This window comes from Pedococcus sp. P2_D9 (assembly GCF_056404275.1).
The window spans coordinates 47,261-73,094 of sequence record NZ_JBFUEI010000008.1; the positions used below are offsets into that span (position 1 = coordinate 47,261).

The window sequence follows — 25,834 nt, forward strand, 5'->3', positions numbered from 1 at the left end:
TTTGCGTGGGCCGGCGTCGGTGCACCTGCCGACGACCTCGGCACCGTCCGGTAGGTCAGAGTGCCTGTTCCTCCGCCGTCGCGCGCCGCACGACAAGCCGGGTCCACGCCCCGACATAGACCCGGTCGCCCTCGGCGAGCTCGCGACGCTGGCCCGGTGTCACCGGGTTCTCGGGCAGCGGGCCGCTCGCGGAACCGACGTAGGTGCCGTTGGAGGACTGCAGGTCCTCGACCCACCACCGCGAACCGTCGGTCGTGAGCTGGGCCTGCCGGCGGCTCACCCCGGGGTCGGAGGCGAGGTCGATGTCGGGGTGGATCCCTCGGCTGACCGACGGCCTGCCGATGAGCAGGCTCTGCCGCCGCAACGGCAGAGTCTCCGGGAGTCCGGGCGACGGGCACGGGTCGTCGCTCTCCTGGGACGCGTACCAGTCAGGGTCGACCCACACCTCGACCACCCAGCCGACGGAGACCTCGGGCGCAACGGGCGCCTGCGGGTCGGGTGCCGTCGCGTCAGGTGCCTGCGCGTCAGGTGCCTGCGCGTCGGGCGGCGGGCCGGCAGACCCCACCCCGGCGCCCAGGTCGAGAGCAGAGGTCGGCGCGACCTCCGCCGGCCGTGGCATCGTGCCGGTCGTGAAGTCGTAGCCGCACGCCTCGCAGAACAGGGCGGCCGAGTCGTTGTCGGTCCCGCAGTTGGGGCACTCCTGCGTCGCCGCCTGCCCGCTCGATGCCCCACCGTCAGGAGCGGCGTCAGGAGCGGCGTCAGGAGCCGCGCCATGAGCCGCAGCACCGCTCGCTCCCCCAGCCGCTGACGCGCCGGCGGACGGGCCGGCCGACGCGGCACCTTCCTGCGCGATGGGCGCCCCGCAGACGTCGCAGTAGTCCGTCGCGACGGACTCGTGCCCGTTCGGACACCTGACGGCGCTCATTTCCTCACCCGCGTCGTCTTGGTCGAGGCCGTGTCGAGCGCCATCTCGTCGAGCTTGCTCACCGCTCGACGCAGCCGGACCGTGCCGGTGTCCGCGTCGTCGATCTCGACGATCTTGCGCAGGCGGCTGGTCGCCTCGTCGTTGCCGGTCTGCGCCGCGAGCTGGACCGCCCGCCCGAGCTTGGCGGTCGCCGTGGTCGTGTCACCCGCTGCCTTCGCGGCGAGGCCGTCCTGGATGGCCTCGGCGAGCTCGGCCTGCCCGGTGTAGTGCGCGACGGCGGGGTCGATCCGCGCCGTCAGGGTGTCGTCGTTGGACCACAGCGCCTTGACCAGGCCCTGGGCCACCACGGTGTCACCCACGGCCAGCTGCACCCTCGAGGCGAGCTGTTCCTGTCCCACCGACTTCGCGGGCAGCCGCACCGCCACGTGGTAGTCCCGTGCCTCGTCGCCCCAGGAGCCGGTGGGATAGCCACCGGTCAGCGGGTTGACCTCCTGCCGACGTGGCGTGAGGTCCTCGACGGTCGGCGCGACCTGTCTGACGAACAGCACCTCGGCCCCCTGCGGCGCCCACACCCGCAGCGACGCCTCCGCGACACCGCGGCCCATCGCCTGACGCATGATCTGCTCGAAGTCCGCCGCCATGTCCTCGGGGCGGGCGATCAGGTCGACGCTGCCCAGCAGTGCTGTCGCGATGCGGCGGACCTCGGCCACCTGCCAGTCCTCGCCGACGCCGCGGCAGTCGCACTGGAAGAGGCCCCTGGCCTGCTCGATGGCGGCGCTGAGCTCCTGCGGTGACTCGTGCTGGTTGATGCCGTCGGTCAGGAGGATCGCGTGCCTCTGCGCGAGCGTGGGCACCGACGCGAACACCTTGGTGGCCAGCCTGAGCCAGGTGCCCATGGCGGTCCCGCCATCGGCGAAGAACGAGCCGACCGCTGCCTTGGCCTGGGCCCGGACCTGTGAGTCCATCCGCACCATGGCGGGCTCCGGGGTGACGGGGAACGCCAGGCGTGGCAGGTGGCTGCCCGCGATGACGGCGAACCAGACACCGTCGAGCACCTGGTCGAGCGCCGCGGCGGCAGCCTGCTGGGCGGCGACGATGTTCTCGCCCTTCATCGAGCCGGAGGTGTCGACGATGACGATCTCGCCGGCCTCGCCCGAGTCCGTCTGCCCCGCCTCGCCCGCGCCGGAACACGTCACCGTGACGATGGCGTGGACGTCCGTCCCGCCGTCGGGCAGGAACTCGTTCTGGAACACCTCAGCTGAGAACGTTGCCATCTGGCGTGCCTTCCTGTTGGTATGCCGCCTGCGCCGGCTCGGGAGTGGTGCCAGCTTCCGCCGTGCCCGGCGCCGTCGAAGTCGGCGTCGTCGACACGGGCGTCGGTGGACCGACCCGGGCGAGGGCCACCGTGATGTTGTCCTGGCCGCCCTGGGCATTCGCCCAGTCGACCAGGCCGTCGGCAAGGTCGAGCGGGGCGTAGCCGGTGGTCGAAGCAGTGTCGCGCAACAGGACTGACATCGCCTCCCCTTCGGAGCAGTAGTTCCAGAGGCCATCGGAGCACACCATCACCCACCCGGGCTCGGTCAGGTCGAGTGAGGTCGTTCGCGGGGTGTGGTCCGGCGCGTCGATGCCCAGCCACCGGGTGATGGCATGCGCCTGTGGCCCGTTCTCCGCATCCGCGCGCGCCACCCCGGCGGCAATCTGCTCCGCAGCGAACGAGTCGTCGACGCTGAGCAGCTGCCCGGCACCCGCGTCGGGCAACCAGTAGGCCCGGCTGTCCCCGACCCAGCCCACGACGAGCTGGGACTCCTGGATGACCGCGGCGACGAACGTGCACGACGCCGGGTTCCCAGGGCCTGCGGTGGTGTTGCGGATGACCGCGTCGTTGGCGGCGTCGACGGCGACCTCCATGGCCCTCGCCGTCGCGTTGCGCCGGGTCGCCGCGGTGCCGAGCGCCTGCGGGCGGGAGACGGTGAGCAGGTCGCGCGCCGCCCGCGCGGCGGCGAGGCTGGCCACGTCGGAGTCGGTGGAGGACGACACCCCGTCGCAGACGACGAGCACGGCGTGGCTGCCCGGCTCGGCCCCGGCGTGCAGCGCCATGGCGTCCTCGTTGCGGGAGTGGCGGATACCGCGGTCGCAGACCGCGGCAACCCACGGGGCAGGTGTCTCGACGAAGTGGTCGCGCTCGCTGACGGCCTCGGCACCGCACTGGGTGCAGTAGCCGTCAGGGGCGACCACGCCGCCACATTCGTGGCACGCCCTGGCGACCGCCACGGGTGCCGCCTGCGGCGGTGGTGCCACCGCAGGAGTCAGCTCGGCGCCGCAGGCTTCGCAGAACCGGTCGCTCTCGCCGATCGGAGCCGAGCAGGCTGGACACGAAAGCGCCACGTCCACCAACGGCATACCACCCTCTTCTCGGGTGGCCTCGGCGTCCACGCCACTCCCGGTCCCTGTCATCGCAGCGTCCACCGGCGCACCGAGTTGGCCTGGTCGACGAGCCGGACGCGCTCCTGCTGGCTGGGAGCGTGCGTCGCGAGGTCGCGGTACGCGGACTCGAGCCCGTCGCGCAGCGCGGGCTCCGAGGCAGGATGACCCGCGAGGGAGACCGTCGGGTCAGCGCCCTGCGTGGTCACCACCGACAGGGCCGCCTCGAGCACATCGACGCGGAAGCGGGAGCGGTCGACCGGGTCGATCGTCAGGTTGTCGATGCTCTCGAGCGCCGCGGCGAGGGCCGGCAGCCCACCACCGGACTCGGCGAGGAGCCCGGCCCGTCGGCGGCGGGCCTGCGTGAAGGCACGGCTCGTCGCCGGCACGAGGTCGAGGGCACGGACCGCGCCGTCGACGTCACCACGGCCGGCGCGGATCCGGGCCAGGCCGAACGCCGCCGGCGCGATGTAGTTGGCGTCGGTGCGGACACACGTGACGTAGAGGGACTCGGCCACATCGGCCTCGCCGCCGGTCTCGCAGGCGAACGCGAGAGCCAGCTTGGGGGCGAGCTCGCCCGGCACCTGGCCGTAGACGGCGTTGAAGGCACTCTGGGCATCTGCCGTCCTGCCGCGGGCGAGCGCGACGAGGCCGTCCATCCAGACCGCGCGCCACTCCCAGGGGTCGTCGGTCAGCAGGGCCTGTACGGCTTGGTCCACCCGGTCGTAGTCGCCCGCGTGCAGGGCTGCCTGCGCGGTGGCCAGCAGGACCTCGGGGCTCGTCGCCGGCGCGCCCTCCAGGGCCACCAGCCGCTGGGCGGGATCGTCGATGCTCACCGTCCGCAGCCAGGACGCCTGGGGATCGCCCTCGTCCCGGCGCAAGGTGGGCAGGTGCTGCCAGGCCAGGGAGTCGTCCGAGACCGTGGGCACGTCGAAGAGCAGGGACGAGGTCGAGTGCTCCGCAGCTCCCTCGCGCTCGAGGGCAACGACCTCTCGCAGCACCCCGAGGAGCTGGACGCGCAACTCGTCGGCGCTGACGAACCGGTCGGCAGGATCGGGCGCACAAGCCTTGAGCAGCAGCCGGTAGAGCGAGTCGTGCTTCTGGAACAGGGGTGTCTCGTCGATCGGCGGGAGCGAGGCGACGTAGGTGCTCTGGTACCCGCGGAACTCGGTGGTGAGGACCATGAGCGCGCGGCCGATGGTGTAGATGTCCGAGGCCACGGAGGGCCCGACCTGTGGCACCTCCGGCGCCTGGTAGCCGGTCGTGCCGTAGATCGCCGAGTCGACGTCGTCGAGCCGCCGCACCCCACCGAGGTCGATGAGCTTGACGGCATCGCCGACCTGGATCACGTTGTCGGGCTTGAAGTCGCAGTAGACGAGGTTGAGGTCGTGGAGGTACTGGAAGGCCGGGAGCACCTCGATGACGAAGGCGATCGCCTGGTCCACCGGCAGGGGGCTGTAGGTGCCGCCCGCCTTCTTCATCCGGTCCTTGAGCAGCTGCTTGAGCGAGGTGCCGCCGACGTACTCCATGACGATGTAGCCCGCGCCCTCGTGCGACACGAAGTTGTAGATCTCGACGATGAGCGGGTGCTCGACCTGGGCCAGGAACTGGCGTTCGGCGATGGCCGCGGCCAGCGCGTCGGGGTCGCCCGAGTTCAGCAGGCCCTTGAGCACGACCCAGCGGTCGGACACGTTGCGGTCGCGCGCGGCATAGATCCAGCCCAGTCCGCCGTGGGCGATCGCGCCGGCGACGACGTACTGTCCACCGACGACGTCGCCCTCGTGCAGCTTGGGGGTGAAGGAGAACGGGTTGCGGCACGTGGGGCAGAAACCCTCGGTGCGGCCGGGGCGGCCGTCCCGGGACCGGCCGACGGGAGACCCGCACGACGGGCATGTCCGCCGCTCCTCCGGAACCATCGGGTCCGCCAGCACCGCCTTGGCCGCGTCGACCGTCGGCACGGGTGGGATCGAGGTCAGCCCTGCCCCGAGCCGGGCCCCGCGCAGTCGCTGTGAGGACGTGCCCAGCCGGCGGGTGACCTTGCTACCACTGGCGTTTCGGGCCGACCCCAGGGCCGTGGAGGCGAGTCGGTTGGAGGCCCGCGACACCATGGACGGGGTCTGGTCGATGCCGGCCGGCGCCGTCGGCACCGACATGTCCGGGGACGCGGCAGCAGTGGCGCCCGGTGAGCCGCACACGTCGCAGTACCCGTCGAGAATCGTTCCGGTGCAGCCCGGCTGGGTGCACGCGACGGTCGTGGTCATGATGCTGCTCCTGAACCGGGCCGGCCGGTCTGGCGTGGCGTGCTCTGGGCGCTGCCCAGCGCGGCCCCGAGATAGGCCTGGTATGCCGCGACGAGGGCTCTCGCGCGCGCCAGGTCGGCCGGGGTCTGGTCCAGCACCTCGAGGGCGCGGGTCTCGAGCTCCTCCAGGTCTCGCGCCCGCCCCGCGTCGACCCTTGCGTCCGACGGTGAGGCGGCGAGAGCCGCAGCCTTCGCGGCATACGCCCCGAGGCGCCCGCGCAGCTCGTCGCGCTCGGACAACGCCGCGGCATACGCGTCCTGCGCGACGGTCATGGCGCGACGGACCTTGTCCAGGCGCACCAGGTAGGCGTCGACGGCCGCGGGGCCGCTCGGCACGGGCCCCAGGGTGGACACGTCGGGCACGGCGAACCGAGGGGGCGACACCACCTCGGCGACGCACCGGGCCGCGAGGTCACGCAGTGCGGCGCCCTGGGCCTCGAGCTCGGCACGGAGGGCCTGGGCCCGGGCTGCGTCACGGGAGTCGGCCGCGCGCCGCGAGGCCGCGACGATGAGGTCACGCTCGGCGCGAGCGGCGTCGTGCTCCAGGGGACCCAGCAGGCCCCCGACGTCCGCACCGCGCTGGAAGCGGGCGCCGAGGTCGTCGACGCGCGCCGAGAGCCGCGCCAGCGTCGACGCGGTGGATGACGTGGTGGGTGACGTGGACGACTCCGTTGCGTCGGTGGAGGAGGGCGCGCCGTCGACGAGGTCCCTGATGCGCTCGACCGCGGCGCGCAGCTCACGGAGCCGGGTGGTGACGTCGGCCTGCGACGTGTCGAGGCCCAGCCGGGCGCGCAACGAGGTGGCCAGCGCATCCGAGAGGCGGCACGCCTCGGGCAGCGAGACCGCGAGGGTGGCGTCGACCCTGCCCCAGACGAGAGTGGAGAGTCGCTCCAGCTCCGTCGGGCCCGCGCGCCCCGAGTCCCAGGTGGCCGTGAGCAGGTCGTAGCGGTCGGAGACCGACTTCCAGAGGGCCATCGAGAGCAGCAGGTCGCCCGTGAAGGCTGACTGGTCCGGAGCCTCGAGCGCAGCCTCGTCGAGCAGGTCGAGCTCGGCTTTGCGCTGGTCCCGCCAGGCGCCCAGCGCCTCGAGGTAGCGCAGGGCCTCCAGGGCAACCAGGGGCGTGCCGAGCCGTCCCGGTGCGACGGGAGCCGAGGCGCTGGCCATGGTGGCAGTCACCGGGTCCGTCCGTACACAGCGACCGGGATCGGCGCCGGGCCCAGCGCCGGGGCCAGCCAGGAGTTGTAGCTCTTGGTCCACCGGCCGTCCGCCCGCATCTGCGCCAGCACACCGTTGACGAACGCCACGAAGTCGACGTTCGCCGCGTTGAACCCCAGACCGTACGGCTCGGCGGTGAAGGTGGGGCCCTTGACGACGAGGGCGTAAGGGTCCTGGGCCACGAGACCCGCCAGCACCGTGGCGTCACCGATGATGGCGTCGACCTTGCCCTCCTGGAACAGCACCAGGCAGCCGGTGTGGGTGTCCGCGCCGACGGGCACGACGCCGGTGAAGGTCCGGAGCTTGTCCATGCTCGTGGTGGCGTTGGGTGCGCACACCTTCTTGCCGACCAGGTCGGCCATGCCGGTGATGGGGCCACCGTTCTTGGACGTGTCCCCTCGGCGGACCAGCACGTTCTGTCCGGACCGGTAGTACTCGCTGGAGAACGCGATCGTCTTCCAGCGGACACAGGTGATGGTCATGTTGCGGGCCACGATGTCCACAGTGCCAGCCTCGAGCACCGGCAGACGCTGCCCCGAGGTGATGACACGGAACTCGATCTTGTCGGGGTTGCCGAAGATCGCCTGCGAGACCGCGTGCAGCATGTCGATGTCGAAGCCCACGATCTTGCCCGTGACGGGGTCACGCGAGCCGAGCAGCAGGGTGTCGGCCGAGACCCCGGCGATCAGGCGACCGCGAGCCTGGATCCGGGCCATCGTGCTGCCCGCGGGCATCTGTCCGGGGCTCGGAAGCGTCGCCGGCGGGGCGTAGGACGGCAGACAGTTGGCGGCCACGACGTCGGGGTTCGTCGGCGTCGGCGTCGTCGTGGTGGGGGGCGTTGTCGGAGTCGTGGTGGCGCTGACGTGGTTCTTCGGTATCGGCGTCTGCTCGTAGGCGCCCGCGTTGGAGCACGATGCCACCGCCAGGCACGTCACCACCGTGACGGTGGCCAGCGCCGCTGCGCGCAGGCGGCTCATCGGTACTCCTCCAGCCGGAGCGAGAAGCCCCGCCAGGCCAGGGCCGCGGCCAGCAGCCCGGCCAGGACACCCAGCGCGCCGCCCACCGGGAGCCAGGCGCCGGCCCCGTCGAGGCGCGAGGCGACCTCGGCGTTGAGGCTGGACAGTTGCCGCGCCGACGCGGTGTCGAACTGGGCGAAGGACCCGTTGCCTGCCTTGGCCCCGGTCCCGGTGGCGAGCTTCACGGCACCGTCCCAGTCCCCCTTGGCGTCGAGGGTGCGGATCTGCCGGTGCACGCTCACGTACCCGGGCCACGGCAGGGCGCCCGACCCGGCGTACGCAGGGTTGCCCGCGAGGTGTGAGAGCTCGGTCCGCACCGCGGCATCGGAGTCCTTCCAGGCCTTCTCGAAGGCATCGCCGGAACCACGGGCGATGAGCGTGAGGCTCTCGTTCGACTTGGCGTCGAAGGCGGCGATCCGGGCCTTCGCGGTCGAGAGCGTCGCGGCATAGACCCCGGTCCGCACCGTGTCGACGGAGCGTGCCACTGCCGTGAGTGCCACGACGCCGACCACGAGGGCGACCAGGACCAGGACGGCGCTGGCCGCGAGCGGGACGTTGAGGTAGCGCCTGGTCCGGCGAGCCAGCCAGACCAGCTCGAGCGCCAGGACCACCAGGGCGAGCAGCCCGACGATGACCAGCCACAGGGCTGCCCGTCCGGCGTTGTCGAACTCGGCGTCGACCCGCTTGTCGTTGGCGTCGACGAGGTTCTTCAGGATCGGCCGCGCGTCGGCTCGCAGGTTGGCACTGGCGTCCCTGAGGTACTGCGCGCCCACCGGCAGCGCCTGGCGGTTGTTGGCCCGGGCGCGCTCGATCTGGCTGGCGTAGGCGACCAGCGACTGGTTCAGGGCGCCCAGGGCCGGACCGTCGGCCGGCTGGTGCTGCGCCGCCTCGGCGATCAGCTCGGTGGCGGACCCGACAGCCCTGAGGTAGTCGGCGCGCTGGGCGGGCGGTTCCAGCCCTCCGACGAGGAAGGCGTTGGTGGCGTCGGCGTCGGCCTGGACCAGGTTGGTCTGGATGGCCTGGATCCGCACGAGCTGGTCGGTGTTGGCCCCGGCCCTCTCGAGGGCACCGCTGGCGGACCGGAAGGCCTGCCCGCCGGCGAGCCCGAAGGCCAGAGCAGCTGCCACGCCCAGCGCGGCCAGCCAACGCATCCGACCGGGGGTCTCCTCCAGGCTCGCGCGGAGCCGCACGAGCAGCGCGGAGGCCCGTCCGGCGAGCCCGGCCGGGGTGGCGGATCCGGGGTCGGAACCGGCGGCGGGACCGGTGGCGGGACCCGGGGCGGAACCGGGAGCCGGGCTGGAGGTGGCGCGGGCACCGGGCACGGGAGCGGTGCTCACGGGGGCAGGCGTCGCCGCAGTCGCGGTCGCGGGGGTCGTCACGGCATACCTCCAAGGGGGCGGTCACGGGGTCCCGGATCCGCAGGGGTCAGCACAGGCTCTGACGCCGATGGACCGCCGGCGGATCCGTCCTCGAGAGGCTCCTCGTCGAAGTCGCGCGCCACGAGCTGTCTGAGCTGGTCGAGGGACGGGGCGTCGACTTCGCGCAGCCTCCAGGCGTGCGCGCCGATGGCCGCCTCGAGGGCGTTGCGCGCGAACCTGCCGTTGCCGAAGCTGCTCCCGCGGGGAGTGCGGCCGAGCACCTCGCGGAACCGCTCGGTGGCCTCGGGCAGCAGCTCGTAGTCGGCACCCCGCGCGAGCTTCACGAGGATCTCCACCAGCTCGTCGTCGCTGTAGTCCTCGAACTCGATGGTCGTGCGGAACCGGCTGGCCAGCCCGGGGTTCGCGTCGATGAACGCCTCCATCGGCGCCGGGTAGCCGGCGACGATGACGACGAGGTCGTCGCGCCGGTCCTCCATCTCCTTGACGAGGGTGTCGACCGCCTCCTGGCCGTACTGGTCGCCCTGGGGCCCGGCACCGGTGAGGCTGTAGGCCTCGTCGATGAACAGCACCCCACCCGCCGCGGACTCGACGACCTCGGCGGTCTTGGTGGCGGTCTGGCCGAGGTAGCCGGCGACGAGCTCGGACCGGTCGACCTCGACGAGCTGGCCGCGGGACAGCAGGCCCAGCGCCTGGTAGATGCCGCCCACCAGTCGCGCCACCGTCGTCTTGCCGGTGCCGGGGTTGCCGGTGAACACCAGGTGCCTGGTGATGGAGGGACTCTTCAGGCCTGCGTCGGTGCGCAGGCGCTCGATGCGCAGCACGGCCACCTGACGGTGGACCTCGCGCTTGACCCGCTTCAGGCCGACCAGCGCGTCGAGCTCTGCCAGCAGCTCGTCGAGGCTCCGGGCCGGCGCGGGGGTGGCCTGCGTGTTGGGCACGGCCGGGGCTCCCACGGGCGCGGTCTGGGCGGGCGTGGCAGGCGCCGCGGGTGGGGCAAACGACTGCGGTTCCGTATGCCGCGTCGCCGTCGCCTCCGAGGGCGTCGCGACTGTCGTCGGGGCGTAGGTCGCGCCGCCGGGCGGCGCGGTCGTGGGGGCGCCACCGGGCACCGCCGAGAGCTGGGCGGCGGCCGCGACGGAGGCGTTGCCGATGACGCGCATCGTCGGCTCGCCGAGCTGGCACGCCGCGGAGGCCACCTCGGCGAGGGCCTCGGCGTAGGCCCGGGCTGACGAAGACCCTTGCGCGACAAGGGTGCTCAGCGACGCCGTCGGCGACTCGCGCCAGCGACGGCCCCGGCTCGCCGCGTCGAAGAAGTCCTGCGTGGTGGCCTGGCCGAGGGCCCGCGCCCAGTCCGAGGCCGCACCCGGAGCCGACTCGGCCACCGCCGCCGCGAGGCTGAGCGCCTCGGACCGCGCGGAGTCCGGGTCCAACCCCGCGCTCGAGGCCAGCGCGGCCGCGACGTCGACGGCCTCGACCAGGCTGGCTGCGCTCATGAGGCATCCCGTCCGGCGGGCGGCTGGAGGCGTTCGAAGCTGCCGGTGTCCTCGTCCGGCGGCTTCGCAGCGGGGAGGTCTGGCCGGTCCACCATGACCGGCGCCGCGGGCGTGGCCGGCATGGCGGGCAGGGGGGTGGCGTCCACGTTGAGGGACCCACCCGACGAGGCGGTCCCGAACTTCTCCGCGAGGAACCGCCCGTGGGCCACGAGCGCGGCGGCGTCGTCGCGGCATACCGCGTCGTAGACCTTGTCCATCGTCGAGGCGAGCAGGTCGAGCTGGTCGATGAGCACCATGAGCGAGGACTTGCCGCGGTCGACGGGACGGCTGTCGGCGAACTGCCGCGGGAGGCGCAGGTAGCCACCGACCGCCTCGGGGAGGTAGTCGGTCGCAGTGGCCATCACGGAGTACGCCTGAGGACTCCCCGCGCCGAGGCTGGACAGCCGCGGAATGGTGTCACGCACGACCCGGTCGACCCGTCTGACCCGTGAGGCGACCGGCGCGGGAACGGCGCCGCCCGCCACCATCGCCTCGACGCGGTCGAGGGCGCCAAAGAGGTCGTCGCTGGTAGGCACCGCGGGTACGCGGAAGCCCACTTCGCCGACCGGCTGTTGCGGCCGGCGCAGGAGGCGATCCCAGAACCCACCCGACATGTGCTCACTATCCCCCACGCCACCCCTCAGCGTCCGGCAGCCACCGAATTGCCCAGGTCCAGCGATCCGTGAGCCACCTGTTGGTCCTGGCGTTCGACCCGGTCGAGGTAGGACCGCGACTTGCCGACCTCGGTCTCGAGCGTGCCGATGGTCGCGGCCATCGTGTCCAGGGCCTGCACCTTGAAGCTGTCGATGGCGTCCATGGTGGCGTAGATGTTCTGGAACGCCGCCTGGAGCTGGGGCAGTCCGATGGTGGCGGAGGCGGCCTGCTCCTGGATGCGCACGGAGTTGTCGCGCAGCATCTCGCTGGTGCGCTCGATCATGCCGGACGTCGTGGTGTTGAGGGCCGAGATCTGTTCGAGGACGAGCTTCTGGTTGCTGAGGGCCTGGGCCACGATGACGGCGGTCCGCAGCGCAGAGACGGTGGTCGTCGAGGCCCGGTCGACCCCTTTGATCAGCTCGACGTTGTTCTTGATGACGACGTCGATGGCCAGGAAGTTCTGGATCGAGACGGCCAGCTGGGTGAGCAGGTCCTGGTGCTTCTGGCGGACATAGAAGAGGACGTCCTCGCGCAGGGCGGTGGCCTTGTCGGGGTCGGTCGCCTCGAGGTCGGCGATGCGGGCGGCGAGGTGTGCGTCGAGCCGTTCTGCGACGTAGACGTACTGGTTGAGCCTTGCCATGGAGTCCCACAGCAGCTGCTTCTCGAGGTTGAGGGCGGCGTTGTCCTTGCCCAGCTCGTCCTGGCCGTCGCGCAGGGCGTGGAGGATGCCGTCGAGGTGGCTCTGCGCCGACTGGTACTTGCGGAAGTAGTCCGCGACCTTGTCGCCGAAGGGGACCATGCCCAAGAGCTTGCGGGCACCGGTCGCCTCCTTGGGGTCGAGGTCCTCGATCGTCCGGCGCAGCTCGAGCAGCGTCGCGCCGACCGTGGAGCCCTCCGCGAGCGCGCCCTCCTGGAGCGCCTTCACCGGGGCCTTGAGGAGGCGGTTCGAGGTCTCGGCGGCCTGGCGGATGTCGCCGTCGCCCATCGTGCGCACGTCCGCCGACTTGGCCGCGAACCCGGGCGACCTGGGAGCCTCGGACAGCAGCGCCTCGAGGTAGGCGTCGACCTTGGCGTCGAGGGCGGGCAGGGCTGCGGCGTCGATGGCCGGGGCCATCCTGGGGGCGGCCGTGGCCTGGACCGGCGCCGGCGCCGTGGGCGCGGTCAACGTCAGGGTGGCTGCCTGCGTGGCCGGGGGCTGGAGCGGTCCTGGCTGTGTGTCGGTCATGACGGTTCGTCTCCTCCGCAGTGCCGATGGGCCCGGCTCGCTGTCCTTGTTGACGAACGGCCAATGTACGCGGTTCCCAGGCCGCTGTTCGGGGATTACGCCGACCCATCCGTAAGGGCTGGGCGGGCACCACGCGCCCATGCTCTGTGGTGCTCATGGCTCCATGGTGCTCATGGGAATCCGCGACGTCTGTGCCGGACGTGACACAACGTCGCTGCCTTGCCGCGTAGGCTTCTCCCCCCAACGCCCAGGGAGCTGCCCGCACCGTGACAAGGAGCCTTCACAGGAGAACACTCGTGGGGGTGAAGCTCGCGAAGGTGATCTGCAAGCTGACCAGACATCAGTGGGTGGGGAAGCACCGCAAGGAAGGTGAACACTTCCTGCAGTGCGAGCGCTGCGGTGCCATCCGCGACTCCGAGTCGCACATGTATGGCGGGTTCGGGGGCTAGCTCACATGGCTCGAGCGTGGCGCATCGCGGCGGGGACCATCGCGCTGCTCGCCACAGTGGTGGCCTGCGCGGGCGATGCGACGACGCCATCAACCGGCACCTCATCCACCAGCCAGTCACCCCGTTCACCCGCGCCTCCTGCCACTGCCATGGGACGCCCCGACCACCCCATTGGAGTGATGGCGATCGGGCACTCCTGGATGACCGGCTTCCAGTCGGACCCGGCGAGTCCCGGCACGGACACTGCTGCCAACTCCTGGGCCACGGGGTCCAACCCCGCCGTGCGCAGCATCTATCAGCGCCTGCTCGAAGCCAGACCTGAGACAACCGGCAACGTGGTCAACTCAGCCCGAGATGCGGCTACGTCGGAGAGGCTCGTCGAGCAGGCGACTGCAGGCCTCTCGCGGCTCCCCTATCCGGCGCTGGTGATCGTGCAGATCGTGGGTAACGACCTGCGCTGCGACGGAACTGATCCAGAGCACTACGCCGAATTTCGCGCGTCCGTGCGGCGGGCCGTACAGACGATCGTCAAGGCATCGCCCCAGACCAGCGTGCTGCTGATCGGCGACCCCGGCAGGCCAGCCGGCTACGCGGCAGCCATCATGGCCCTGCCAAGCACCCCCTCGGCCTTCATCGACACGAGGCCTTGCTATCTCTTCTCGGCAAACCGCACCGTCAACCAGGCAGAGGTCGCGCGCGTGACTGGCCTGCTCGCGGCATACGAGGCACAGCTGGCTCGTGCATGCGAGGGCATCAGCCAGTGCCACACCGACGGCGGGGCGGCGGCGCGGATGGCAATGCATCTCGAGGACTACGGTGAGGACCACCGTCATCCGTCGATCGCAGGCCACGCGAACATCGCGGCGGCCGAGTGGCCGGTGGTCGTCTCGGTCCTACGCCTGGGATAGTCCAGCCGAGGGGACTGTCGCTGTCGGCCCTGGCCCCCGATCGTTCACCCGACGCGCGTCGGCGGCGAGGCGAGCACTCGCCGATCCGGCGCTCCTATCCTGTGCGGGATGGAGATGGAGTTCAGCGGTGAGATCTGGTTCTGGAAGGGGCCGTCGCCGTTCCACTTCGTCACCGTGCCCGAGGACTTCTGCGATGCCCTCGATGCGACGGCCGGGCTGGTGAGCTACGGCTGGGGGATGATCCCGGTCCAGGTCCGGATCGGCGAGACCAACTGGAAGACCTCTCTCTGGCCGAAGGACGGCCGCTACATCGTGCCGCTGAAGGACGCCGTGCGTCGGGCCGAGGGACTCGAGCTCGGCACGACCACGACGGTCCGGCTCTTCGTCGACGCCTGACGGGCGTGGGGGCCGCGGCCACGGCCGGGCCACACGGCATACGGGCACCTCCAACTCGGGTGAACGGGCAGAAACGCTGTGAATATCGGTCCAAAGTCCCCACTGGGCCGCGGGCGGGCGTACCTTCGCCCCATCCCCCGCAGTCACACCTGCCCCAACCGTCCCCACGGGGCAGCACTTTCACCTGAGGACCGGCATGACTTCACGCCCCCGCTCCGTGACCTTCCGTCGACTCACGATCGCCGCGCTGGCCGGCGCCCTCGGTGTCGCGCCCGTCCTGGCGACCACGGGCAGCGCGAACGCCGCCGTGGCGTCTGCCACGACCACGACCTACGTCAACACCGCGGCCGACACCCGGATCGCGACGAAGCTGCAGGGTCGGGTCACGACGACACGCTTCGGCACGTCGTTCACCGGGGCAGTCATCGACGCCGCGAGCGGCAAGGTCGTGTGGAGCAAGAACGGCAGCGCCGGCTACATGCCCGCCTCGACCGCCAAGTGGGTGACGGCCACCAACGCCCTCCGGGTCTTCGGCGCGTCCGCCCGGTTCACGACGAAGGTCAGGCGCGGCCCGCAGGCAGACCAGGTCATCCTCGTCGGCTCCGGCGACCCCTCCTTCTCATCGGCCCAGCTCACCGCCCTCGCCAAGACCACGGCTGCCGCCATGAAGGCGCGTGGCCAGCTCCGCGTCCGCCTGTATGCCGACGACACCCTCTTCGCCCCGCCCACCTTGGCGACGGGGTGGCGCTCGACGTACATCCCCGCCGACACCACGTGGCTGCGGGCCCTGGTGGTCGACGGGCGACAGGTCTCCGACACCAGCATCGACGCGGCCACCCTGTTCGCGGGCAAGCTCAAGACCTACGGCCTCACCGTGACCCGGATCGGGCGGGGCACGGCGAGCTCGACCAGCCCGGTGCTCGCCACCTCGGCGGGGCAGACCGTCAGCCAGATCGTGTCGCGGATGATGCTCGAGTCCGACAACGAGCACGCCGAGGCGCTGCACCGCCTGGTCGGCATCAAGCTGGGCTACGGCAAGACCTGGACCGCAGCGAGGTCCGCGCAGACCGCGCGGCTGCGCAGCGAGGGCCTGTCCGCCAACGTCCTGTATGACGGGTCCGGGCTCTCGCGCAGCGACCGCCTCACCGGACTGCAGCTCGCACGGCTCGTGACCAACGTCTTCGAACCCGCCAACGCGACCCCGTTCGCCCTCCTGCGCAGCAACGCCGGCCTGCCGATCTCGGGCCAGACGGGCACCCTGCGGGCGTCCTACAGCCGGTTCACCGCGTCGACCTCGAAGTGCGCCGTCGGCAAGGTCCACGCCAAGACCGGCACCCTGACCGACGCGGTAGCGCTGAGTGGCTGGACGCTCGGCACGGACGGTCGGGTCAAGGCCTTTGCGTTCGTCATCAACGGAAAGCCCACGTCGATGACCGCGATGCGCCAGAACATCGACATGCTCGCGGCAACCGTCACCGGTTGCTACTGACCGAGCCGGCTGGACTCTCGCTGCCCGCGGGCCCGGCGGGCCGCGGCGACCTTGGCAGCGCGCTGGCGCTCGAGCCGGCGGTGCGGGTCCTCCACCTCGCCGAGCTGTGCCGGCCCGTACAAGTGCATGCCGATCACCTTGACGCGGTAGGCGATCCGATAGGCCATCGACAGTCCCTCGCGGTCAGCCTTGCTCATTGCTTACTCCACAGTTCTTTAGTGTCCTAACTATCTGTGCACTAACGATAGCGCCCTGTCCCCTAGACTCGAAATCGTGACCACCAGAGCCACCCCCGCGCCCACGACGCCGGTCGACCTGCTGAAGCTCGACCGGCAGGTCTGCTTCGCCCTGGCCGTCGCGTCGCGCAACGTGATCGCGCTCTATCGGCCACTACTCGAGCCGATGGGCCTGACCCACCCTCAGTACCTCGTCATGCTGGCCCTCTGGGAGGACTCACCACTGCGGGTCGGCGACCTCGCCCAGCGACTCAGTCTGGAGCCGGCGACGCTCTCCCCCCTGCTCAAGCGCCTCGAAGCCAGCGGCATGGTCAGCCGTGACCGCGACCCCCTCGACGACCGCGCCCTGGCGGTCTCCCTCACCAGGAAGGGCGCGGCCGCCCGCAAGCGTGCCGAGCGCATCCCACCCGCGATCATCGACCGCCTCGGGATGAGCATCAGCGAGCTCGAAGCCATGCGCGACAGCCTCACCCACCTGATCGCCGCTGCCGCGGAGCCGCCCCGGGGCGCTCAGCAACACTCAGGTTCCTAGCCATACCCTGGTTGACATTCGAACAGGTGTTCGAATAGAGTCAGGTATGGCCATCGCCCCACTCCAACCGTCGCCGCCTTTGTCGGTGGCCGATGGAGTGCGTCAGCTCCACTCGGTGCTGGACCGGTGCGATGGTGTCGAAGAGCTTTCGGGGCAAGAGGCGTCGACCCTGATCGACGACCTCGAGCGGGCGGTGACCCGCCTCCAGGCCATGAAGCTGTCACTGGTGGCGGTCGTCGACAAATCCGACGTGGCCGGGGACGCGGGGATGACGGGCACGGCTGCCTGGCTGGCAGCGCGTTCTCGACGCGACGGGGCGGCAGCAGCCAAGGACGTGCGGCTGGCGACCGCCCTCGACGAGGGGCTGCCCGCGACCAAGGCGGCACTGAGCGAGGGTCAGTTGTCGACCGAGCACGCCCATGTCATTGCGCGCGCGACGGAGCAGCTGCCAGCTGGCCTCGACGAGACGGAGCGAGTCGCGATCGAGCAGTCGCTCGTCGCGGTGGCCAAGCGAGTCGACCCGGTTGCGTTGCGCAAGAAGGCGCGGCGGGCCCTCGAGGCCGCCAAAAGGAACCAGGCCGAGGTCGACGCCCACGAGGATTCGATCCTTCGCTCCGAGGAGGAGCGCGCCCTCGAGGCGACCAGGCTGACGATGCACGACAACCACGACGGCACCATGACGGGGCACTTCACCGTGCCCACCCTGGCCGGCCAGATCCTGAAGAAGGTCGTCCAGCAGCTCGCCTCGCCCCGCCGGTTCGCCCAGCGCGCGGCGCGGGACGCGAAGGCCCAGGCCCTCGAGGCCGGCGCTGACCTGACCGCGGCCGAGACCGCCGCGGCGACGTGGGACGCGTTTCGGGCCGAGGAGCTGGGCTGGTCGCAGAAGTACGGGCGGGCGTTCGTCGAGCTGCTGGAGCACCTGCCCACCGACCACCTGTCGGGCAAGGTCAACGCGACGATCCTGGTCACGCTGGACCACGACAAGCTCAAGGCCTCGGTCGGGGCGGCTCACCTCGACACCGGCCACGACGTCTCCGCCTCCGAGGCCCGCAGACTGGCCTGCGGCGCGGGGATCGTGCCAGCGGTCCTCGGCGGGGAGTCCCAACTCCTCGATCTCGGCCGGTCGCAACGATTCTTCACCGAGGCGCAACGGGTCGCGCTCGCCCTGACCTACGACACCTGCGCCGCGGACGACTGCGATCGGCCCTACGCCTGGACCGAGCATCATCACGAGGATCCGTGGGCGACCGGCGGACGGACGGACCTCGACCTGGCCGTCCCTCTCTGCGGCTACCACCACAAGCGGATCCACGACCGCGGCTACCACCACCGCGTCCTGCGCGAGGGCACCGGTCGCAAACGAGTCACCTTCGTGAAGCGGACATGAGCCTGGGCGCGTCCGGATCGGTGCTGCGCTTGCCGAGGGGGGTGCGGGTCGAAAGACTCACGCCATGACCGATGACCAGTGGTTCCGCGAAGCCGTCGTCTACCAGATCTATCCCCGCAGCTTCCAGGACTCCAACGGTGACGGCATCGGTGACGTCCCGGGCATCATCAACCGACTCGACTACCTCGAGCAGCTCGGTGTCGACGTCGTGTGGCTGTCCCCGATCTACACGAGCCCCCAGGACGACAACGGCTACGACATCGCCGACTACCAGGACATCGACCCGACGTTCGGCACCCTCGCCGACGTGGACTCGCTGATCGAGCAGGCGCACGCCCGCGGCATCCGGATCGTCATGGACCTCGTCGTGAACCACACGTCCGACGAGCACCCGTGGTTCGTGGAATCCCGTTCCAGCAAGGAGAACCCGAAGCGCGACTGGTACTGGTGGCGCACGGGCGATGGCGAAGCGCCGAACAACTGGGAGTCGTTCTTCAGCGGACCCGCCTGGGAGCTGGACGAGGCGACCGGCGAGTACTACCTGCACCTGTTCAGCCGCAAGCAGCCCGACCTCAACTGGGAGAACCCGGAGGTGCGCGAAGCGGTCTACACGATGATGCGCTGGTGGCTCGATCGCGGGATCGACGGGTTCCGCATGGATGTCATCAACATGATCTCGAAGGTGACGTCGTTGCCCGATGGGGAGCCGCTGCCCGGCTACCCCGAGCTCGGCGACGGCACACCGCACTTCCTCAACGGACCCCGGATCCACGAGTTCCTCCAGGAGATGCACAAGTCCGTCTTCGAGGGCCGGGCGGAGAAGCTGCTCACCGTCGGCGAGATGCCCGGGGTCACGGTCGAGGACGCGATCCTCTACACCGACCCCTCGCGTCACGAGGTGGACATGGTGTTCCAGTTCGAGCACGTGGGACTCGACATCGGGGCGCACAAGTGGGATCGCAGCCGGGTCGACCTGCGTGACCTCAAGACCTCCCTCGGTCGCTGGCAGGAGGGCCTCGCGGACGTCGGCTGGAACTCGCTCTACTGGAACAACCACGACCAGCCTCGGGCGGTGTCACGGTTCGGCTCCGACGCTCCAGAACACCGAGTCGCCTCGGCCAAGCTCCTCGGGACTGTGCTGCACCTGCACCGAGGCACGCCCTACGTCTACCAGGGCGAAGAGCTCGGCATGACCAACGTGCCATTCGCGACGGCCGACGACTTCCTCGACATCGAGTCGGTCAACTACTTCCGGTTGGCGTCCGGCGCTGGGGGTGACGTCGAGGAGATCCTCGTCAACCTGCGGCTCGGGAGCCGCGACAATGCCCGCTCCCCCATGCAGTGGGACGACAGCACCAACGCCGGCTTCACGACCGGAAAGCCTTGGGCCGCAACGAATCCCAACTACACGGAGATCAACGCGGCCGTCGCGGTGGCCGATGAGGGTTCGGTGTTCCACCACTACCGACGCCTCATCGAGCTGCGCCACACCGAGCCGGCCATCGCCCACGGCGACTTCACGATGATCGCGCCGGACCACAAGGCCCTCTACGCCTTCACCCGCTCCCACGCGGGCACCGACCTGCTGGTCCTCGCCAACTTCTCCGGGGACGACCTCGACCTCGGCGCGGTCACCGACCTCGACCGATGGTCCGGCGCGGCCCTGCTGCTCGGCAACCTGGGTGACCCCGCGTCGCCCACAGCTCCCCTCCGCCCCTGGGAAGCCCGCCTGCTCAAGCGCTGACGTCGGGCGGGTCCAGGCGGGTCCAGGCCGGAGATTCTGAGTAATCAGCCCATCCGGACTGCTTCGTTGTGCCACGCTTCTTGGCGTGATTCGAGCAGAACTTGGATTGGGGATCCTCGGGACGGCGCTGTGGATCTATTGCCTCTTCGACGTGATCATGACCGATGAGTCGCGGATCCGGAACCTGCCGAAGGTGACCTGGATCTTCATCGTGCTGGTGACGTCGGTGGTCGGCGCCGTGGCCTGGCTCGTGGCCGGACGACCGCAGGGACCGGCGCGGAGCTTGCCCTACAAGGGCAACACCGGCGCGGCGTACCCGGAGTACGAGCGACCGGGCCCGTTCGTCGCGACCAACCCGGATGACGACGCTGCGTTCCTGCGGCAGGTGCGGGAACGCGCCGAGGCGCAGCTAAAGGAAGCCAAGCGCCAACGGATGGAGCGCGAGCGGCTCGAGGCGGAGGAGCGCGAACGTCGCCGGCGGCAGGCCAATGGCGGCGGCACCGGGACCGCCGAACCCGACCAGGTGGACCCGGCCCAGCCAGAGTAGGACTAGCTAACTGTGGATCCGGTGGCGTCGCGCAGGGCGGCCAGCACCTTGGAGTCGATCCCGTCGGGGCTGAGCCGCATCTCGTAGTTGGCTTCGCCGGCCCAGGCGGCCAGAGCCTGCGTCACCTCGCCGTGGTGGCCGAGCAGCGCCAGCCTTCGGCCCACCTCGTCAGCCACCGTGCTGACCTCACCCGAGCCGGAGCCGTCGGACCCGCCGGACTCGTCGGACCCGCCGGACTCGTCGGACTCGTCGGGCCAGGGCAGCACGAGCTCGGGGCCACCGAAGACGAGGTCGTTCAGTCGCAACAGCCGGGCCAGCTCCTGTGGAGCCTCCGGGTGGTCATCGACCCGGATGTCGGCGAGGACCCCGCAGTGGTCGTACCCCGCGCCCGGCAGCACGGCATACAGGGCAGCGCCCTGGCGACCCCGTGAGTCGCCGCCCGCGGCGTCGCCGGCCAACAGCGCTTCGACGAGGCGGTCGGTGAGGGAGGCGCCGGCGGATCCGAGCCACGCGGCCTCCATTGCCGCCACCACGTCGGGACCGGTGAGGATGTTGCCCTGGATGGCATAGCCGCCGCTGCTCTCGCGACCACTGACGCCGCCCGCCCAGTTCATGCACGAGTCACCCGTCCACGTCGCCTGCGTGTCGACACCCACGACCCCGAGCTGGCGGTGGGCGCGGTCGGCATCGGAGGAGGTGCACGCAACGACGGCCTCGTCGGCGGACGCCCCACCGGCGAGCGCGTCCAACGCCACGGCCCGGTAACCCACCCTGGCCATCGCCTGCGTCGCCACCGCTCCGACGCCCAGGCGGGCCTGCGGGACGACTGCCCCGACGAAGGGGAACTTGCTCGCGACGGCCACGCCGAAGCCCTCACCCACCTGGCCGACGATCGAGAAGGTCATGGGTCGACCGTAGCGACTGCGACTCGGCGATCGGGAGTCGGCGATGGGGAGCCGGCGATTGGGAGTCGGCGCCGCTCACCTGTGAGAATGGGGCATGGCCGCGACAACGACCAGGACCGAATCACTGAGCAGCTTTCTGACCTGGACCACCCTCGCGCCGCTGACAGCCATCCTCGCCCTCGTGCTCACGTGGGGCCGACACCTCGGCACCCTGCCCGTCCTGGTCGTCGCAGTGGCCCTCGCTGCCGCCGTCCTGGCAGCGATTCACCACGCAGAGGTCGTCGCCCACCGCGTCGGCGAACCGTTCGGATCGCTCGTCCTGGCCGTGGCCGTCACAATCATCGAGGTGGCGCTGATCGTCACGCTGATGATCAGTGGCGGCAAGGACACCGAGTCGCTGGCCCGCGACACCGTCTTCGCCGCGGTCATGATCACGTGCAACGGCATCGTCGGGCTGTCGCTGTTCCTCGGTGCGGTGAAGTACCGGCTCATCTCGTTCAACGCCGAGGGCACCGGGGCCGCCCTGGCCACCTTGACCACGCTGGCCGTCATGACGATGGTGGTGCCGACGTTCACGACGAGCGCGCCCGGTCCGGAGTTCTCCAGCTCTCAGCTCGCCTTCGCTGCGGTGATCTCGCTCGCGCTCTACGGGATGTTCGTGTCGACGCAAACGAGACGGCACCGCGACTTCTTCCTGCCGGTGGCCCACGACGGCAAGCCGCTCGAGGACGAGCACGCCGACCCGCCCAGCGACCGCGAGACCCTGCAGAGTCTCGGGCTGCTGCTCGTGTCGCTGGTCGCGGTCGTCGGCCTGGCCAAGGTGGAGTCCCCGGCCATCGAGTCGGCCGTGGCGGCGGCAGGCTTCCCGCAGTCGTTCGTCGGCGTCGTCATCGCACTGCTGGTGCTGCTGCCCGAAACCCTCGCAGCCGCCCGCGCCGCCCGCGGCAACCGCATCCAGACCAGCCTCAACCTCGCGCTCGGATCGGCCATGGCCAGCATCGGGCTGACCATCCCGGCCATCGCGATCGCCTCGATCTGGCTCGACGGTCCGCTCGTCCTGGGCCTCGGCCCGACCCAGATGGTGCTGCTGGCCCTGACCGTGGTCGTGAGTGTGCTCACCGTGGTGCCCGGTCGCGCGACGCGGCTGCAAGGTGGGGTCCACCTCGTGCTGCTCGCCGCGTTCGTCTTCCTCGCGGTCAACCCCTAGGCGCACCCTGCCGTCAGGCTGGTGGCCCGCGGCATACCGTGGGTGGGTGGTCACCATCGAAGCCGTCCTGGGCGACATCACGACCGAGCGGGTCGACGCCATCGTCAACGCCGCGAACTCGATGCTGCTCGGCGGGGGTGGGGTAGACGGCGCGATCCACGCGGCGGCGGGGCCACGACTGCTCGAAGCATGTCGGCGGGTGCGCAACACCACCCACCGGGGCGGGCTCGACGTGGGGGACGCCGTGGCGACGACCGCGGGCGACCTGCCCGCCCGATGGGTGATCCACACGGTCGGCCCGAACCGGCATCGCGGGCAGACCGACCCGGCGCTGCTGGCGTCCTGCTTCAGCCGCAGCCTCGAGGTCGCCCGTGAGGTGGGTGCCCGCAGCATCGCGTTCCCGGCGGTCAGCGCAGGTGTCTACGGCTGGGACCCGATGGAGGTGGCGCGGATCGCGGTCGACGTCGTGCGCGCTGAGCTGACCGCTGGCGAGGGGATCGATGCGGACGGGATCGAGCTCGTGCGGTTCGTGCTGTTCAGTCGACCGACGCTCGCCGCCTTCGAGGCAGCCCTCGCCGACTGAGCGGGACCGCCCGCCTCGTCAGGCCCCGGCGCTCATCGCCTCGTGGTCGCCGTTGAGAGCGGCTTCGATCAGCTGGCCGATGACTTCGGGCGAGTGGGCGCCGGAGAGGGCCACCCGCCGGTTGGCCATGAAGAACGGCACCCCGGAGACACCGATGTCGGTGGCAGCCTCCTCGTCGGCGCGCACGTGGTCGGCGAATAGGTCACTTGCCAGCACCGCCGACACCCGACGCCCGTCGAGCCCCGCCTCGGCGCCGAGGCGCTGCAGGGTCTCGATGTCGTCGATCTGCTTGCCCTCGGTGAAGTGGGCGCTGTAGAAGCGTTCGAGCACCGCAGCCTGCAGCGCCGGGCCACCCTGGGCCAGGCCGAGCGCTATCAGGCGGTGCGCGTCGAACGAGTTCGCTCGCAGCTGCTTGTCGACGACGATCTCCACCCCGTCGGGACGCCCCATCACGGCAGGTCGCTCGGCGATCTCACGAGCCCCTGCCAGGTCGGTGCCGTAGCGCTTCGCCAACCACTCGAGCACCGTCTCCCCCTCGCCGTGCGTGACGTGGTGGTCGAGCTCGAAGGCGTGGTAGGTCACGGTGACCTCGGCCGGGTGCGCACTCTCGGCGATCGCCATCTCCAGCCGTCGCTTGCCGATGTAGCACCACGGGCAGACCACGTCCGCCCAGACATCGATCTCCACGGCGTGGGGGTGGAGGGCGTTGGTGGGGTGTGCGTCGTTCATCCGTCCATCCTCACACGACCGCGCAACCCGAGGGATGCCGCACGGACGGCCCCGTGCGGAGTGGCCCCGCGGCATACCTCGAACTGGGCGGGGACTGGGCGGGACTGGGTTGGACGGGTGGCGACTGGTGGGGACCAGGTGGGGACGGAACGCCGCGGGCCCCCACCCGCCGAAGCGGGAGGGGGCCTGCGGACCGTGGCTTGGCGCTGTGGCCAACCTCAGGTCAGGGGCGACCGTAGGTGACGTTCGAGGACCAGATGGAACGCAGCGCGACGGCCTGGCCGCTGCGCGGGGAGTCCCACATCTTGCCGTTCCCGGCGTAGATGCCCACGTGGTAGGCGGGGCTGCCGAAGAACACGAGGTCACCCGGCTGCGGGTTCGAGACGCGGGTGGTGGCTGCGCGCTGGGCGTCGGCGGTGCGCGGCAGGCTGATGCCGACCTTGCCGAAGACGTACTGCGTGAAGCCGGAGCAGTCGAAGCCGGTCGACGGGCTGGTGCCGCCGTAGGAGTACATCAGGCCTTCGTACTGGGCCGCGATGCCGAGCACGCCACCGGCAGCCGGCTTCAGGCTGGTGAAGTCCTTGCGGGCCGTCGAGCGGCTCGCGGTGCGGTCGCTCGTGCGGGCCGCCGCGACAGGCACGACGACGGGCTTGGGCTTGGCGGTCGCCTTGAAGCCGATGACACCGAAGGTGTTGGTCGCCGTCGGGGYTGCGGTCTCGGGCGCCTGCACCGCGACGGGCGCGGTGACAGTGGCGCTCTTGGCCACCGAGGACGGGCTGGCCGAGGCGGCAGAGGCGGGAAGGGCGAACGAGGCGACGAGACCACCGGAAGCGGCGATGACCGCAGAGGTCTTGACTGCGGGCTGCGCGGCGCTGGCCACGATGTCCGACAACTCGGAAACGGGATTGAAGCGACCCGGCGCGCGGTGGCGGCCAGAACTGTGTGAAGCCACGATGGATGAACCTCCGGCGCCTACGAGGTGAGCTGTCGGGTTCGGGTGGAGGTAGATCACCCGGCCTCCACGGTTGTCGCCCGACCTTGCGGGCGCGTGCGTGGAGACTTAACCCCAAGGACCATCTCGTGAAGAGAAGGCCCAAAGTTGGGTCCCCCGCTCCTGCCAAGCGGTTTGTACTGATGACTCGGGCGTGGTGACAGGACTAGGCGTTCCACATCGAGCCGGTCCACCCAGGGGGCGAGTGAACCGCAGCCACCGTACACAAGCCGCCTGGGAATGTCACATTGAGGTCACGGCAGCCCCAAGAAAGTCCAAGCCCACGTCTGGTCCGCCTGCGCCCTCGTGCTCACGAACCGCGGAACTGACCAAAGACCGGACACGCCGAAGCGCTCAGATGAGCGCACCAAACACGTGCTGGGCCACCTCGTCGGGCAGCGAGACACCGGTGGACTCCGGCGCGCCCTCGCGGACCGCCACCACGCGGCCGTCGGCGCGGTGCACCCGCACGCGCTCGCCGGGCAGCAGGCGCGCGACGGTGAGCAGGCTCAGCGCCTCGTGGTCGACCTGGACCGGCTCGCCGATGCGGCGAACAAGGACCGTCTCGGGAGAGTCGCCGGCCAGCTCGGTCAGGGTGCGCAGCCCGAAGCGGAAGTCCTCGGTCGGTTCCTCCTCACCCAGCTCGTCGAGGCCGGGGATGGGGTTGCCGTACGGCGAGTCGTGGTGGTCCTTGAGCATCGCGAGGATCTTGCGCTCGACCCGCTCGGACATCACGTGCTCCCAGCGGCAGGCCTCGTCGTGGACGTACTCCCACTCCAGGCCGATGACGTCGACCAGGAGGCGCTCGGCCAGCCGGTGCTTGCGCATGACCCGGGTGGCGAGAAGCCGGCCGTGGTCGGACAGCTCGAGGTGGCGGTCGCCGGCCAGGCTGAGCAGACCGTCGCGCTCCATCCGCGCGACGGTCTGGGAGACGGTCGGCCCGGAGTGCCCGAGACGCTCGGCGATGCGAGCGCGCAGGGGCGTGATGCCCTCTTCCTCGAGCTCGAAGATCGTCTTGAGGTACATCTCGGTGGTGTCGATCAGGTCGGTCACAGGCCTAAGCCT

26 protein-coding genes and 1 riboswitch are annotated in these 25,834 nt (G+C 70.8%); of the genes, 10 read left to right on the forward strand and 16 right to left on the reverse strand.

Annotated elements, in window-relative coordinates; translation table 11 throughout:
• Positions 1–55 precede the first annotated feature (55 nt).
• From AC1DXJ_RS13480 to AC1DXJ_RS13525, 10 genes are all read right to left on the reverse strand, one after another.
• Positions 56–925, reverse strand: a complete 870-nt coding sequence (locus AC1DXJ_RS13480) for an FHA domain-containing protein (RefSeq protein ID WP_477637197.1) — start codon at positions 923–925, stop codon at positions 56–58.
• Positions 922–2,199: a vWA domain-containing protein gene (locus AC1DXJ_RS13485; protein ID WP_477633499.1), complete on the reverse strand. Its 1,278-nt coding sequence runs from the start codon at positions 2,197–2,199 to the stop codon at positions 922–924. The genes AC1DXJ_RS13480 and AC1DXJ_RS13485 overlap by 4 nt, the downstream gene beginning before the upstream one ends.
• Positions 2,180–3,379 carry a PP2C family protein-serine/threonine phosphatase gene (locus tag AC1DXJ_RS13490; protein ID WP_477633498.1) on the reverse strand — a complete coding sequence of 400 codons (1,200 nt, stop codon included), beginning with the start codon at positions 3,377–3,379 and terminating at the stop codon, positions 2,180–2,182. Before AC1DXJ_RS13490 ends, AC1DXJ_RS13485 begins: the two co-directional genes overlap by 20 nt.
• Positions 3,376–5,607: a serine/threonine-protein kinase gene (locus AC1DXJ_RS13495; protein ID WP_477633497.1), complete on the reverse strand. Its 2,232-nt coding sequence runs from the start codon at positions 5,605–5,607 to the stop codon at positions 3,376–3,378. The genes AC1DXJ_RS13490 and AC1DXJ_RS13495 overlap by 4 nt, the downstream gene beginning before the upstream one ends.
• Positions 5,604–6,821, reverse strand: a complete 1,218-nt coding sequence (locus tag AC1DXJ_RS13500) for a hypothetical protein (RefSeq protein WP_477637198.1) — start codon at positions 6,819–6,821, stop codon at positions 5,604–5,606. The genes AC1DXJ_RS13495 and AC1DXJ_RS13500 overlap by 4 nt, the downstream gene beginning before the upstream one ends.
• On the reverse strand, positions 6,818–7,837 hold the full coding sequence (locus tag AC1DXJ_RS13505; protein WP_477637199.1) for a glutamate ABC transporter substrate-binding protein: 1,020 nt from the start codon (positions 7,835–7,837) through the stop codon (positions 6,818–6,820). Before AC1DXJ_RS13505 ends, AC1DXJ_RS13500 begins: the two co-directional genes overlap by 4 nt.
• Positions 7,834–9,255, reverse strand: a complete 1,422-nt coding sequence (locus AC1DXJ_RS13510) for a hypothetical protein (protein WP_477637200.1) — start codon at positions 9,253–9,255, stop codon at positions 7,834–7,836. The genes AC1DXJ_RS13505 and AC1DXJ_RS13510 overlap by 4 nt, the downstream gene beginning before the upstream one ends.
• On the reverse strand, positions 9,252–10,748 hold the full coding sequence (locus AC1DXJ_RS13515; protein WP_477637201.1) for an AAA family ATPase: 1,497 nt from the start codon (positions 10,746–10,748) through the stop codon (positions 9,252–9,254). Before AC1DXJ_RS13515 ends, AC1DXJ_RS13510 begins: the two co-directional genes overlap by 4 nt.
• Positions 10,745–11,323, reverse strand: a complete 579-nt coding sequence (locus tag AC1DXJ_RS13520; RefSeq protein ID WP_477637202.1) for a hypothetical protein — start codon at positions 11,321–11,323, stop codon at positions 10,745–10,747. Before AC1DXJ_RS13520 ends, AC1DXJ_RS13515 begins: the two co-directional genes overlap by 4 nt.
• Positions 11,324–11,427: 104 nt before the next feature.
• The gene (locus AC1DXJ_RS13525) at positions 11,428–12,666 is read right to left on the reverse strand and encodes a toxic anion resistance protein (protein ID WP_477637203.1); all 1,239 of its coding nucleotides are present in this window, start codon (positions 12,664–12,666) and stop codon (positions 11,428–11,430) included.
• 302 nt (positions 12,667–12,968) lie between these two features.
• Between AC1DXJ_RS13525 and AC1DXJ_RS13530 the strand changes: the two genes are divergently transcribed.
• Complete coding sequence (locus AC1DXJ_RS13530; RefSeq protein WP_477637204.1) at positions 12,969–13,115, forward strand: hypothetical protein; 147 nt, start codon at positions 12,969–12,971, stop codon at positions 13,113–13,115.
• Position 13,116: 1 nt separating this feature from the next.
• On the opposite strand, the gene AC1DXJ_RS13535 is transcribed toward AC1DXJ_RS13530, so the two are convergent.
• Entirely contained in the window at positions 13,117–13,407 is a 291-nt protein-coding gene (locus AC1DXJ_RS13535; RefSeq protein ID WP_477637289.1) for a hypothetical protein, read from the reverse strand.
• Here AC1DXJ_RS13535 and AC1DXJ_RS13540 point away from each other — a divergent pair.
• From AC1DXJ_RS13540 to AC1DXJ_RS13550, 3 genes are all read left to right on the forward strand, one after another.
• Positions 13,316–14,023 (forward strand): SGNH/GDSL hydrolase family protein, encoded by a 708-nt coding sequence (locus AC1DXJ_RS13540; RefSeq protein ID WP_477637285.1) that lies wholly within the window; start codon positions 13,316–13,318, stop codon positions 14,021–14,023. The genes AC1DXJ_RS13535 and AC1DXJ_RS13540 overlap by 92 nt on opposite strands.
• Positions 14,024–14,131: 108 nt before the next feature.
• Complete coding sequence (locus tag AC1DXJ_RS13545; RefSeq protein ID WP_477615775.1) at positions 14,132–14,419, forward strand: DUF1905 domain-containing protein; 288 nt, start codon at positions 14,132–14,134, stop codon at positions 14,417–14,419.
• A 196-nt stretch (positions 14,420–14,615) separates the two neighbouring features.
• Positions 14,616–15,908, forward strand: a complete 1,293-nt coding sequence (locus AC1DXJ_RS13550; protein ID WP_477637205.1) for a D-alanyl-D-alanine carboxypeptidase/D-alanyl-D-alanine-endopeptidase — start codon at positions 14,616–14,618, stop codon at positions 15,906–15,908.
• On the opposite strand, the gene AC1DXJ_RS13555 is transcribed toward AC1DXJ_RS13550, so the two are convergent.
• Positions 15,902–16,105 (reverse strand): hypothetical protein, encoded by a 204-nt coding sequence (locus AC1DXJ_RS13555; protein ID WP_477637206.1) that lies wholly within the window; start codon positions 16,103–16,105, stop codon positions 15,902–15,904. The genes AC1DXJ_RS13550 and AC1DXJ_RS13555 overlap by 7 nt on opposite strands.
• 76 nt (positions 16,106–16,181) lie before the next feature.
• Between AC1DXJ_RS13555 and AC1DXJ_RS13560 the strand changes: the two genes are divergently transcribed.
• The 4 genes from AC1DXJ_RS13560 to AC1DXJ_RS13575 all read left to right on the forward strand — a co-directional run bounded on the left by AC1DXJ_RS13560 (position 16,182) and on the right by AC1DXJ_RS13575 (position 20,354).
• On the forward strand, positions 16,182–16,676 hold the full coding sequence (locus AC1DXJ_RS13560) for a MarR family winged helix-turn-helix transcriptional regulator (protein WP_477637207.1): 495 nt from the start codon (positions 16,182–16,184) through the stop codon (positions 16,674–16,676).
• A gap of 46 nt (positions 16,677–16,722) precedes the next feature.
• Positions 16,723–18,063 (forward strand): HNH endonuclease signature motif containing protein, encoded by a 1,341-nt coding sequence (locus AC1DXJ_RS13565; RefSeq protein ID WP_477637208.1) that lies wholly within the window; start codon positions 16,723–16,725, stop codon positions 18,061–18,063.
• Positions 18,064–18,127: 64 nt separating this feature from the next.
• The gene (locus AC1DXJ_RS13570) at positions 18,128–19,807 is read left to right on the forward strand and encodes an alpha-glucosidase (protein ID WP_477637209.1); all 1,680 of its coding nucleotides are present in this window, start codon (positions 18,128–18,130) and stop codon (positions 19,805–19,807) included.
• Between the two features lie 85 nt (positions 19,808–19,892).
• Positions 19,893–20,354, forward strand: a complete 462-nt coding sequence (locus tag AC1DXJ_RS13575; protein WP_477637210.1) for a PLD nuclease N-terminal domain-containing protein — start codon at positions 19,893–19,895, stop codon at positions 20,352–20,354.
• A gap of 2 nt (positions 20,355–20,356) precedes the next feature.
• Here AC1DXJ_RS13575 and AC1DXJ_RS13580 read toward each other — a convergent pair whose 3' ends face one another.
• Positions 20,357–21,259, reverse strand: coding sequence for a DUF1028 domain-containing protein (locus AC1DXJ_RS13580; protein WP_477637211.1), 903 nt, complete (start codon positions 21,257–21,259; stop codon positions 20,357–20,359).
• 94 nt (positions 21,260–21,353) lie between these two features.
• On the opposite strand from AC1DXJ_RS13580, the gene AC1DXJ_RS13585 reads away from it, so the two are divergent.
• Together AC1DXJ_RS13585 and AC1DXJ_RS13590 are read left to right on the forward strand one after the other, a co-directional pair.
• Positions 21,354–22,466: a calcium:cation antiporter gene (locus AC1DXJ_RS13585; protein ID WP_477637212.1), complete on the forward strand. Its 1,113-nt coding sequence runs from the start codon at positions 21,354–21,356 to the stop codon at positions 22,464–22,466.
• A gap of 46 nt (positions 22,467–22,512) precedes the next feature.
• Positions 22,513–23,049: an O-acetyl-ADP-ribose deacetylase gene (locus AC1DXJ_RS13590; RefSeq protein WP_477637213.1), complete on the forward strand. Its 537-nt coding sequence runs from the start codon at positions 22,513–22,515 to the stop codon at positions 23,047–23,049.
• 18 nt (positions 23,050–23,067) lie between these two features.
• On the opposite strand, the gene AC1DXJ_RS13595 is transcribed toward AC1DXJ_RS13590, so the two are convergent.
• The 3 genes from AC1DXJ_RS13595 to AC1DXJ_RS13605 form a co-directional block, all read right to left on the reverse strand.
• Positions 23,068–23,778, reverse strand: a complete 711-nt coding sequence (locus tag AC1DXJ_RS13595; protein ID WP_477637214.1) for a DsbA family oxidoreductase — start codon at positions 23,776–23,778, stop codon at positions 23,068–23,070.
• Positions 23,779–24,001: 223 nt separating this feature from the next.
• Positions 24,002–24,670, reverse strand: coding sequence for a C40 family peptidase (locus tag AC1DXJ_RS13600; RefSeq protein ID WP_477637215.1), 669 nt, complete (start codon positions 24,668–24,670; stop codon positions 24,002–24,004).
• A 62-nt stretch (positions 24,671–24,732) separates the two neighbouring features.
• Positions 24,733–24,934: riboswitch (cyclic di-AMP (ydaO/yuaA leader) on the reverse strand.
• A gap of 189 nt (positions 24,935–25,123) precedes the next feature.
• Positions 25,124–25,822 carry an iron-dependent transcriptional repressor DtxR gene (locus AC1DXJ_RS13605; protein ID WP_477633479.1) on the reverse strand — a complete coding sequence of 233 codons (699 nt, stop codon included), beginning with the start codon at positions 25,820–25,822 and terminating at the stop codon, positions 25,124–25,126.
• Positions 25,823–25,834 lie beyond the last annotated feature (12 nt).

Bases quoted from the DNA above. Each gene is read 5' to 3' on its own strand.
- AC1DXJ_RS13480 (WP_477637197.1), bottom strand. From the start codon at position 925: ATGAGCGCCGTCAGGTGTCCGAACGGGCACGAGTCCGTCGCGACGGAC.
- AC1DXJ_RS13485 (WP_477633499.1), bottom strand. From the start codon at position 2,199: ATGGCAACGTTCTCAGCTGAGGTGTTCCAGAACGAGTTCCTGCCCGAC.
- AC1DXJ_RS13490 (WP_477633498.1), bottom strand. From the start codon at position 3,379: ATGACAGGGACCGGGAGTGGCGTGGACGCCGAGGCCACCCGAGAAGAG.
- AC1DXJ_RS13495 (WP_477633497.1), bottom strand. From the start codon at position 5,607: ATGACCACGACCGTCGCGTGCACCCAGCCGGGCTGCACCGGAACGATT.
- AC1DXJ_RS13505 (WP_477637199.1), bottom strand. From the start codon at position 7,837: ATGAGCCGCCTGCGCGCAGCGGCGCTGGCCACCGTCACGGTGGTGACG.
- AC1DXJ_RS13515 (WP_477637201.1), bottom strand. From the start codon at position 10,748: ATGAGCGCAGCCAGCCTGGTCGAGGCCGTCGACGTCGCGGCCGCGCTG.
- AC1DXJ_RS13525 (WP_477637203.1), bottom strand. From the start codon at position 12,666: ATGACCGACACACAGCCAGGACCGCTCCAGCCCCCGGCCACGCAGGCA.
- AC1DXJ_RS13540 (WP_477637285.1), top strand. From the start codon at position 13,316: ATGACCGGCTTCCAGTCGGACCCGGCGAGTCCCGGCACGGACACTGCT.
- AC1DXJ_RS13535 (WP_477637289.1), bottom strand. From the start codon at position 13,407: ATGCTGCGCACGGCGGGGTTGGACCCCGTGGCCCAGGAGTTGGCAGCA.
- AC1DXJ_RS13545 (WP_477615775.1), top strand. From the start codon at position 14,132: ATGGAGATGGAGTTCAGCGGTGAGATCTGGTTCTGGAAGGGGCCGTCG.
- AC1DXJ_RS13550 (WP_477637205.1), top strand. From the start codon at position 14,616: ATGACTTCACGCCCCCGCTCCGTGACCTTCCGTCGACTCACGATCGCC.
- AC1DXJ_RS13555 (WP_477637206.1), bottom strand. From the start codon at position 16,105: ATGAGCAAGGCTGACCGCGAGGGACTGTCGATGGCCTATCGGATCGCC.
- AC1DXJ_RS13565 (WP_477637208.1), top strand. From the start codon at position 16,723: ATGGCCATCGCCCCACTCCAACCGTCGCCGCCTTTGTCGGTGGCCGAT.
- AC1DXJ_RS13570 (WP_477637209.1), top strand. From the start codon at position 18,128: ATGACCGATGACCAGTGGTTCCGCGAAGCCGTCGTCTACCAGATCTAT.
- AC1DXJ_RS13580 (WP_477637211.1), bottom strand. From the start codon at position 21,259: ATGACCTTCTCGATCGTCGGCCAGGTGGGTGAGGGCTTCGGCGTGGCC.
- AC1DXJ_RS13585 (WP_477637212.1), top strand. From the start codon at position 21,354: ATGGCCGCGACAACGACCAGGACCGAATCACTGAGCAGCTTTCTGACC.
- AC1DXJ_RS13595 (WP_477637214.1), bottom strand. From the start codon at position 23,778: ATGAACGACGCACACCCCACCAACGCCCTCCACCCCCACGCCGTGGAG.